Source organism: Oceanisphaera sp. (assembly GCF_052084945.1).
GTDB lineage: Bacteria > Pseudomonadota > Gammaproteobacteria > Enterobacterales > Aeromonadaceae > Oceanimonas.
Genome location: NZ_JBQDEX010000115.1, coordinates 1 through 8278 on the forward strand (window position 1 = coordinate 1; position 8278 = coordinate 8278).

General features: G+C 47.9%; 6 protein-coding genes. 2 read left to right on the forward strand and 4 right to left on the reverse strand.

Going from position 1 to position 8278, the window contains the following annotated elements; all coding sequences use genetic code 11:
* The first annotated feature begins 261 nt into the window (after positions 1–261).
* Positions 262–1461, forward strand: coding sequence for an NnrS family protein (locus ACTHY5_RS10070; protein WP_441879254.1), 1200 nt, complete (start codon positions 262–264; stop codon positions 1459–1461).
* A 154-nt stretch (positions 1462–1615) separates the two neighbouring features.
* On the opposite strand, the gene clpB is transcribed toward ACTHY5_RS10070, so the two are convergent.
* The 3 genes from clpB to rluD all read right to left on the reverse strand — a co-directional run bounded on the left by clpB (position 1616) and on the right by rluD (position 6571).
* The gene (clpB, locus tag ACTHY5_RS10075) at positions 1616–4189 is read right to left on the reverse strand and encodes an ATP-dependent chaperone ClpB (RefSeq protein WP_441879256.1); all 2574 of its coding nucleotides are present in this window, start codon (positions 4187–4189) and stop codon (positions 1616–1618) included.
* A gap of 490 nt (positions 4190–4679) precedes the next feature.
* A complete protein-coding gene (gene pgeF / locus ACTHY5_RS10080) occupies positions 4680–5417 on the reverse strand; it encodes a peptidoglycan editing factor PgeF (RefSeq protein WP_441879257.1) in 738 nt (245 codons plus the stop codon).
* 173 nt (positions 5418–5590) lie between these two features.
* The gene (gene rluD, locus ACTHY5_RS10085; protein WP_441879259.1) at positions 5591–6571 is read right to left on the reverse strand and encodes a 23S rRNA pseudouridine(1911/1915/1917) synthase RluD; all 981 of its coding nucleotides are present in this window, start codon (positions 6569–6571) and stop codon (positions 5591–5593) included.
* A 112-nt stretch (positions 6572–6683) separates the two neighbouring features.
* Between rluD and ACTHY5_RS10090 the strand changes: the two genes are divergently transcribed.
* Entirely contained in the window at positions 6684–7430 is a 747-nt protein-coding gene (locus ACTHY5_RS10090; protein ID WP_441879261.1) for an outer membrane protein assembly factor BamD, read from the forward strand.
* Between the two features lie 92 nt (positions 7431–7522).
* Here the strand turns inward: ACTHY5_RS10090 and ACTHY5_RS10095 are convergent.
* On the reverse strand, positions 7523–8278 hold a 756-nt coding region (locus ACTHY5_RS10095), incomplete at its 5' end, for an ABC transporter substrate-binding protein (protein ID WP_441879263.1).

Genomic DNA, 8278 nt, shown 5'->3' on the forward strand with positions numbered 1-8278 from the left:
GCGATCAGCTAAAGATAAAACACTAAAACAGATAAAATATCGCTACGCGATATACGCACAGCTGAAGCAGTGCCTACAGGGTGCTATATATAAGGCCAGCGCCGATAGTGGCATGGTGCACGAATGTAGTCGCGTGCTTTAGCCGCGAAATGGCGCAAGGCGCCATCCCATGCACAGTTTACGGCTACCCGAAGGGTAAAGGTTTGTTTTTATCCTGACTTCGTATAATGTGCATATTAAATACCAATAAAGGTGCAAGCGATGCAAATACTGGATACTAATGTAGAGAACAAGATATGGCCTTTGTTTCGGTTAGGCTTTCGAGTGTTCTTTTTAGGAGGAGCCCTTTTTTCGGCAATGGCGATGTTGCTGTGGATTTTGACCTTATCTGGGGTTGATGCTCTACCTGGCGTGCGCAACCCAATTTGGTGGCATGCCCATGAAATGCTGTTTGGCTTTGCGCTGGCAATAATAGCGGGATTTGTTACCACGGCGATGCAAAACTGGACTGGGGTTCCGGGCATAAAAAGCTGGCCCTTAGCAATTGTAGCTGGGCTCTGGCTATTACCTCGTTTGTTAATGCCCTTACGCGGCGAGCTAAATGGGTTAGTGATAGCGATGGATTTGCTGTGGTTGCCCATAGTGGCTGGTATGCTGGCTCGCCCAATCTTTAAAACAAAGCAATGGCGCAACTTATTCTTTGTTCCTTTGTTTGTGTTCTTTACCTTACTAAACGCACTCAGCTACTACGCAGCTATTAATGGTCAATGGCTGTTAAGCGAGCGGGTGTTCATTACAGCGGTATTAGCGATCAGCGCCTTAATTACCGTGATGGGTGGCCGAGTGTTTCCTTTCTTTACCGCTCGCGCCACTAATACCCCTAAAATAACGCCATTAGTCTGGCTCGAAAAACTCAGTTTAGTATCTATTTGGCTGTCAGCATTTGCTTGGTTATTGCTACCCCGATCTAGTGTTGCGAACGTCCTGCTCGCCTTATTGCTATTAGTTAGCGCTATTGCGCACTTTATCCGTTTGGCTCGCTGGAACTATCAAGTGACCACAGGTGTACCTTTACTGTGGATCCTGTATCTGGGGTATTTGTTTATCCCTCTGGGTTTATTGGGCTTGGCGGCAGCCTTACTCAATGTAGGAGTCAGTATTTCTTTAGCCAGCCATTGGTTAACCGCTGGGGCATTAGGCGCTGTGGTTCTAGGAATGATTGCCCGCGTGTCATTGGGTCATTCAGGTCGTAAGTTAGAAATAACCCGCGCTATGGTCGTGGCCTTTGTGTTTATTATACTGGCCGCACTCACTCGCAGTTTATTACCTATGCTAGTACCCAGTATCACTATGCAGGCCTATCATATGAGCGCAACCTTTTGGATTGCCGCTTATGGTGTGTTTTGTTGGGTATATTGGCCGATACTTTCTCAGCCTAGAGCAGATGGGCATCCGGGGTAAGTGAAAGCCGTAAGCGATCAGCTGTAAGCTATCAGTTAAACAAAAAAGCACCTAGCCTTTAGGTTCGGTGCTTTTTTTACTTATAGCTTTGGCTTATTTGTAGCTGGGTGCTTGGCGCCGGGCGCTCGGCGCTAAGTTACAGCTTAAAAATAAGTTACTGCTTAAAAACAAGTCCATTATCGTCTGTGTCTAGCGCGAGTGGCTTGCTGGGGATAACGTTGCCGGACAAGATAGCTTGCGCCAGTGGGTTTTCGATTTTTTGCTGGATGGCACGCTTTAAAGGCCGCGCACCAAATAGCGGATCGAAGCCGGCATCGGTTACTTTATCTAGCAGAGCGTCTGTTACCGTCACTTCATAACCTTTATCGACTAGTCGCGCCATTAACCCTTGCAGCTGAATGCGAGCAATGGATTTTATCTGCTCTGCGCCGAGCGGATGGAATACCACTATGTCATCTATACGGTTAATAAACTCTGGTCTAAAGTGCTGTCCCAGTATTCCCATTAACATGTCTTTCATTTCGCTATAGGCTTTATCTTGACTATGCTCTTGGATCAAATCTGAGCCAATATTTGAGGTCATAATCACTACGGCATTACGAAAATCCACAGTACGGCCTTGGCCGTCAGTCAGGCGACCGTCGTCTAAGACCTGCAATAAGATATTAAAAACATCGGGGTGTGCCTTTTCGACTTCATCCAGCAGAATCACTGAGTAAGGTTTACGACGCACCGCTTCTGTTAGATAACCACCTTCTTCATAACCTACATAACCAGGAGGTGCCCCCACAAGGCGTGATACTGAATGTTTTTCCATAAACTCCGACATATCAATGCGCACCATGGCATCGCGACTGTCGAAGAGAAAATCAGCCAAAGCTTTGCACAGTTCTGTTTTACCCACCCCGGTTGGCCCCATAAATAAGAAAGAGCCAACAGGACGATTAGGATCAGATAAGCCAGCACGGCTACGACGAATAGCATTAGAAACCACTTCTACCGCTTCATTTTGGCCAATGACTTGCTGATGCAAGCTCTCTTCCATGCGCAGGAGTTTATCTTTTTCGCCTTCCAGCATTTTCGCCACCGGAATGCCGGTCCAACGCGCCAGCACATCGGCTATTTCCTCTTCGCTGACGCGGTTTTTTAGCAAGTGCTGCTCTTGCATCTCAGCCTGTCCAGCCAGATCGAGTTGCTTCTCTAATTCAGGAATACGCCCATATTGCAGCTCCGACATACGGCCTAGGTCACTAGCTCGACGGGCAACTTCTAGCTCGCGCCTGACTTGCTCAAGTTCAGACTTAATATGCTGAGTACCGGCCATGGCGGCTTTTTCGGACAACCAAGTTTCTTCTAAACCTGCATATTCAGTTTCTTTTTCGCTTAATTCATCACGAATAAGCTGTAAGCGCTTTAAGCTGCCCTCATCGTCTTCTTTTAGTAAGGCACGTTCTTCTAGCTTGAGCTGAATAATACGTCTATCCAGCTTATCTAATGGCTCTGGTTTAGAGTCAATTTGTAGACGAATACTGGACGCCGCTTCATCAATTAAGTCGATGGCTTTATCTGGCAGCTGACGGTCGGCAATGTAACGCTGCGATAATACCGCCGCCGCCACTATGGCGGGGTCGGTAATCTGCACATGATGATGTAATTCATAGCGCTCTTTTAAGCCCCGCAAAATAGCAATGGTGTCTTCTACGGTGGGCTCATTAATCAGTACTTTTTGAAAGCGGCGCTCAAGAGCTGCATCTTTTTCAATGTATTGGCGATATTCATCTAATGTCGTCGCCCCAACACAATGCAGCTCACCCCGCGCCAACGCCGGCTTTAACATATTCCCTGCATCCATGGCTCCCTCGCCCTTACCGGCGCCGACCATGGTATGCAGCTCATCAATAAATAAGATCACCTGCCCTTCTTCTTTGGCAAGCTCATTCAGTAGCGCTTTCAGTCGCTCTTCAAACTCACCGCGATATTTAGCCCCTGCCACTAAGGCGCCCATATCAAGGGATAACACCCGCTTTCCTTTTAAGCCTTCAGGCACTTCATTATTGAGCACTCGCTGGGCTAGGCCCTCGGCAATGGCGGTTTTACCCACCCCTGGTGCCCCTATAAGTACTGGGTTATTTTTAGTACGTCTTTGCAGCACTTGAATAGTGCGGCGTATTTCATCATCACGGCCAATAACAGGGTCAAGCTTGCCCTGTTCGGCACGCTCGGTAAGATCTATGGTGTACTTTTCTAGTGCTTGGCGATTTTCTTCGGCATTAGGGTCATCAACTTTTTGTCCGCCCCGTACCTGCTCAATGGCCTCGCTCAGCTTATCTTTAGTGAGACCAGCACGTTTTAATAGTTCACCCAGCTCGCCTTTTTCATCTAACGCCGCCAGCAAAAACAACTCAGATGAAATATAAGCATCTTTACGCTGTTGCGCTAATTTATCGCACTGGTTAAGTAAGCGGGCTAATACTGGCGACACCTGTACATCCATATCGCCGCCGCTGACCTTGGGTAAGCGGTCTAGCGATTTATCTAACTCAGCACGCAAGGTATTACCGTCTACGCCTGAAGTCGTTAGCAAAGGACGTAAGGTGCCCCCTTCTTGGTTGAGCATAGCCACTAATAAATGTGCCGGCTCAATGTAAGCATGATCACGCCCCACCGCCATTGACTGGGCATCTTGCAGGGCCAATTGAAATTTACTGGTAAGACGATCGAGTCGCATCAGAGTCTTCCTCCAACAAATCGCCAGCATGTCGGCGAGAAATTAAAATAGATGTTATTTAACATTATAGATGGGGGGAGAATGGTGAAATTTCAAGCTTTGAGGGGAAATGAATTACAGCACCAAGCGCCCTGCTAAATATAGAGCGTTAAAGAGATCTTAAAGACTTTCTCGCAACGGAACCCGCGAAACCCACGGAAAAATGAAGATGAGATAAGGACAAAAACTTAATGGGTAAGACCGAATATAGCCATAAAACACCTCACCCTGCTTCGCAGGACAGTCGAACAAGTGGGCAGACTACAAGGTAGCTCCACCTCTAAGCGTGACGTCGCTTTTGAGTTGGGTGTTCCCCCTAAAAATCCCTATTCAGATCTGATCTGTATTTTCCGTGAGTTCCGTAGCAAAGAAGGTGTTAGGTTCGGGGTTGATCTTGGTTTGGATGTTTCTATTTAGCTGGGCGCCGAGCGCTTGGTGCTCAATGCTGATGTTATTCCAACCAAATCAGACTGGCTTGACGGCCGGTAACCTGATCACGTCGGTAAGAGAAAAAATGTTTAGAGTCAGTATAGGTACAAAAATCACCGCCGTAACACTGAGTGACCCCCACCGCTTTTAGCCGTAAACGCGCCAGCTGATAAATATCTGCCAGCCATTTATCATAGTTTGGGTCACCGTGCGCGACAAAAGCGTAGGCCGCCTGTGGTGAATATTCCATAAACTCCGAGCGCACTTCGCCGCCCACTTCAAAGGCGCTGGGGCCAATAGCAGGCCCTAACCACACCATCACAGTGGCAGGATCAACCTTCATCGACTCTAAAGTGGCCTCTAATACGCCGGCTGCCAGCCCCCGCCACCCCGCATGTGCCGCCGCAACAACAGTGCCTGCGGTGTCACAAAATAACACCGGCAAACAATCGGCGGTCATAATAGTGCACACCTGACCGGGAGTATGGCTAACCACTGCATCGGCAATAAGGTTGCCAGACTCATCAGGCAAGGTAAGTACTCGGGTACCGTGTACTTGCTCTAACCACAGGGGGGGCGTAGGCAGCTTTAAACACGCTGCTAACTGAGCGCGGTTAGCCTCTACATTAGCAAAGCTATCCCCCACATGAGTGCCCAAGTTTAAACTGCTAAAAGGGGGCAGACTGACACCCCCAAGACGTGTAGTTTGTGCCGAACGCACATTTGCCGGTGTCGGCCAATATGGCTGGATTAGATTCATAGCATCGCCTCCATAGAATACGGATTAAAAATTAAATACTTTCCGCCACGGAATACACGAAACAACACAGAAAAATAAAGATTAAATCTGAAGAAACCTTTAATCGAGCAAGTTCAAACACCGGTTCAGTTAACAAGATTTGCGACTTTATTAGCTGGGTGCTTGTTGGGGTGTTAAGTCCAAACCAGATCATTAGGATTATCAGCAGTATCGGCTTGTAATAGCTCTATTAACTCCACAAAGTCATCAGGCAATGGCGCTTGCCATTCCATTATTTCACCGGTTATTGGGTGAGCTAGGCGCAACATAACCGCATGTAAAGCCTGGCGCCTAAAGTGACGTAAAAAATCTCGCAGCTCAGGGGTTGCACCGCGCGGCAGTTTAAGGCGACCGCCATAAGTAGGATCTCCCACCAAAGGATGCTGCAAGTGTGACATATGCACGCGAATTTGATGTGTGCGACCACTTTCTAAGCGCAGTCGTAATCGGGTATGCGCCCGAAACTTTTCCATCACCCGATAATGCGTAACGGCAGGTTTGCCTGAGGGAGTCACCGCCATTAAGATACGCTGAGTGGGGTGTCGGCCAATATTAGCCTCTACCATACCACCGGAGGTCATGTGACCAATTGCCACTGCCTCATACTCTCGCGTAATATCACGAGCTTGCAAAGCCGTGACTAAATGGGTTTGTGCCGGTATCGTTTTAGCTACCACCATTAAGCCGGTGGTGTCTTTATCTAACCTATGCACTATGCCGGCACGAGGCACTTCGGCAATACTTGGGCAGTAATGCAATAACCCGTTAAGCAGCGTGCCCCCTGGGGTGCCGGCTCCAGGATGAACCACTAAGCCGGCGGGCTTGTTGATGACAATAATATCATCATCTTCATACACAATATTAAGCGGAATATTTTCGGGTTCAAAACGTACATCGTCTTCTAACTCGGCGTGAATAACCACTTGCTGGCCCATCACCACTTTGGCGCGTGGCTTATTGGCAATTTCTCCATCGAGACGAACTTGGTCTTGTTGGATCCACGTTTTTATACGAGTACGTGAATAATCAGGGAACATTTCCGCCAACGTTTGATCTAAACGCTGACCAAACTGGTGATCGGCAACGGTGCCGTTTAATTCAATTTGCTGGCTCATAGTGACGACTGGTTACCAAATGATGTTTAATTGGGTATTCTAGCTGTTCTTGACGCTGAGTTAATCAGTTTTGGCAAACTTCGCGCTTAAATCGCAAAAATGGACTCTTTACATGGCTAAAAAACGAAGCGTATGGCTCCCTTTGACTCTCGCCTTGGCACTCACTGCCACAGGCTGCTCTAGCACTAAAAAAGATGAGGTGCCAGATGAGCCACCTGAGGTGCTATATCAAGATGCACAAACTCGGTTGCAAGCCGGTAATTTTATCCGCGCTGCTGAACTGTTAGAAGCAATGGATTCTCGCTACCCGTTTGGAGCGTATTCCAATCAAGTACAGCTTGATTTGATTTATGCTTATTACAAACAAGATGATACTGCACGAGCCTTGGCCAATATCGACCGCTTTATTCGCTTAAACCCAAATCACCCCAGCGTGGACTATGCACAATATATGCGAGGTTTAACGAATATGGCTACCGATCATAACTTCTTTCAAGAGTTATTAAATATCGACCGCACCGATAGAGATCCGGCCTACGCACGCCAAGCCTTTGCTGACTTTCGACAATTGCTACGCCAATATCCAGATAGCGTCTATGTAGCAGATGCCCGTGCGCGTATGGTCAGCTTGAAAAACCGCTTAGCAAAATACGACCTGAGTGTGGCGAATTTTTATATGAAACGCGGTGCTTGGCTTGCCGCTGCTAATCGTGCCAAGTTTGTGGTGCAATCCTACCCCGATACCGACACCCTGCGCCCTGCTTTAGAGGTAATGGCAAAAGCCTATAACACCTTAGGGCTAAATGAGATGGCCAATAATGCCAACGCAGTACTGAAAGCCAATTTTTCTGCAGGTTAACAGCTAACTGTTAATTCTTGAAAGCCCTGATTTATCAGGGCTTTTTTTTATTACTGATACTTAGTTAGCAGTTATAATCGCCATAATTACCCTCACCCATTTTCACTAACGGCTTCAAGAAAACGTAAACAGCGGATGCCGTACCAGCACAGGGGTTCGCCGTCTATGAGTACGGCGTCTAGTTGCAGTTCGTTTTGGGTGGGGGTGAGCTGTTTGGTGAAAGGATAGGGCTCGGTGGAGCACAGTAATACTGGGTTAAGCTGTTGAATAGCCTCGATGCTGAGATCGGGGTAGTTTGGCTCAAGGCCAATCAGCTTATCGGCAAAGCCAAGATGAGCAAATACCGAGTAAATAAAGGTATGACGGCCAATGCTCATGTAGGGCTTGCGCCAAATGAGATACAGCCAGGGTCGCTTATCATTTAGCACCCCATAAGAGGCGGCGTCTGGGTGTGTGAGCAGTGGCAACGCTGAGGGATTAATTACTGGTGGATTATTTAACACCGTCTGAAAGCGCGCCGCCAGCATGATTAATGCATGGTTATTGAGCTGTTGTGCTAATAAACGCAGGGCTCGCGGCATATCTTGCACCGACTCGGCATGAGTTGCGATATACGGATACGGGCAGCCATCAGCCATTTCACGGGTATTTTCTTCTTTATCAAAGATCACTAAATCTGGCGCCAGTGCCGTGACCTTGTCCCACTGCACATCTTTGGTGCCCCCTACCACGGCAATGTCGGCCACTGCGTCTTGGGGATGAATACAGTAACGGGTACGGCCCACTACATTGATGCCACAGGCAATTAGGGTTTCGGTCCAAGAAGGCACCATACAAACCACGCGCAT